Genomic DNA, 1,432 nt, shown 5'->3' with positions numbered 1-1,432 from the left:
GCCGGTGCTGCCAGCCGGCAATCGATCGGCACCACCGTCTTCGGCGGCATGGTGGCGGCGACCATCCTGTCGCTGGTGTTCGTGCCGGTCTTCTATGCGGTCATCGAACAGCTGCGCGAACGGCGCGGCGGTGAAGAGCCCGCTTCCCTGCATTCCGAACCAACTGCCGAACCCGCCTTGCCGCCCATGGCGCAAGCGGCCGAATAAGATTGGAGACTGAACATGCGTAAATGGAAAATCGCTTTGGGCGCCGCTGTCGCGCTGGGTGCAATCTCGGTGGCGAGCGTTCACCTGCTCGATATGGGCAGCCTCAGCCTCAATGCCGGCACGGCCGGGGCGGCAACGCCCGCTCCCGCGGCATTCGTCATGCCGGTGCCGGTGACCAGCGTGGTGAAGAAGACGATCCCGATCTATCTCGACTATGCCGCCCGCACCGAACCGATCCGCAGCGTCACGCTGCAGGCCAGAGTGCCGGGCTACCTGGAAGAGCAAGCCGCCGAAGACGGCGCCGACGTCAGGAAAGGCGACCTCCTCTACAGGATCGCGCCGCAGGACTTCCAGGCGGCGCTCGACCAGGCGAAGGCGCAGGTGCAGCGTGATACAGCGACGCTCGACTATGCCCGCTCCAATCTCGGCCGCGGCACCGAGCTCGCCAAGAGCGGCTATCTGGCCAAGGACAGCTTCGACCAGCGCACCAGCACCTTGCGCGAGGCGCAGGCGTCGCTGGCGCTCAACCAGGCGGCGGTCCGCTCGGCCGAGCTCAGTTTGAGCTATTCGGAGATTCGCGCTCCCTTCGCAGGCCGCATCGGCCGTAACCAGGCCTCGATCGGCACGCTGGTCAGCGTCGCCGTCACGGTGCTCAACACGCTGGTGCAGCTCGACCCGATCTATGTAACCTTCAATCCGAGCGAGAGCGATCTGGCGCAGATCGAGGAAGCTCGTGCCGCCGGCCCGATCGAGGTCGAGGTGCTGCTCCCGGGCGAGACCGAAGCCCATCAGAAGGGTGAACTCACCTTCATCGACAACACGATCGACCATTCGACCGGCACCATCACCGCGCGCGCCACCATCGGCAACGCCAAGTTCGCGCTGCTGCCTGGCCAATATGTCCGCGTCCGGCTGCACGTCAAACAGCAGCCCGATGCGCTGATGGTGCCGCAGGTGGCACTGGGTTCGAGCCAGCTCGGCAAATATCTCTACGTCGTCGGCAAGGGCAACACGGTCGACCAGCGGCTGGTCTCGACCGGGCCGACCAGCGGCGACCTGGTGGCCATCCTGAGCGGAGTCACGGAAGGCGACCAGGTGATAACAGGCAATCTGCAGAAGATCGGCCCTGGAATGCCGATTTCGCCACTGCCACAGAAACCGGCCACCTGACTCCCCCGCAGGCCCGGTTTCAGCGCGGCGCCCCGGCCTTCCCACAGGTCGCGGG

At 65.9% G+C, this 1,432-nt stretch carries 2 protein-coding genes; both read left to right on the top strand.

Translation table 11 applies throughout. The features are described 5' to 3' along the window. The coding region (locus tag FJ980_RS31510) for an efflux RND transporter permease subunit (RefSeq protein ID WP_181181380.1) at positions 1 to 207 on the top strand (207 nt) is incomplete at its 5' end. 15 nt (positions 208 to 222) lie between these two features. Then, positions 223 to 1,377 carry an efflux RND transporter periplasmic adaptor subunit gene (locus FJ980_RS31505; RefSeq protein ID WP_140547424.1) on the top strand — a complete coding sequence of 385 codons (1,155 nt, stop codon included), beginning with the start codon at positions 223 to 225 and terminating at the stop codon, positions 1,375 to 1,377. Positions 1,378 to 1,432 lie beyond the last annotated feature (55 nt).

It is taken from the genome of Mesorhizobium sp. B1-1-5, from assembly GCF_006443065.1.
GTDB lineage: Bacteria > Pseudomonadota > Alphaproteobacteria > Rhizobiales > Rhizobiaceae > Mesorhizobium.
The sequence above is the reverse complement of the archived record's forward strand: the minus strand, read 5'-3'. Positions and strand labels throughout refer to the sequence as shown.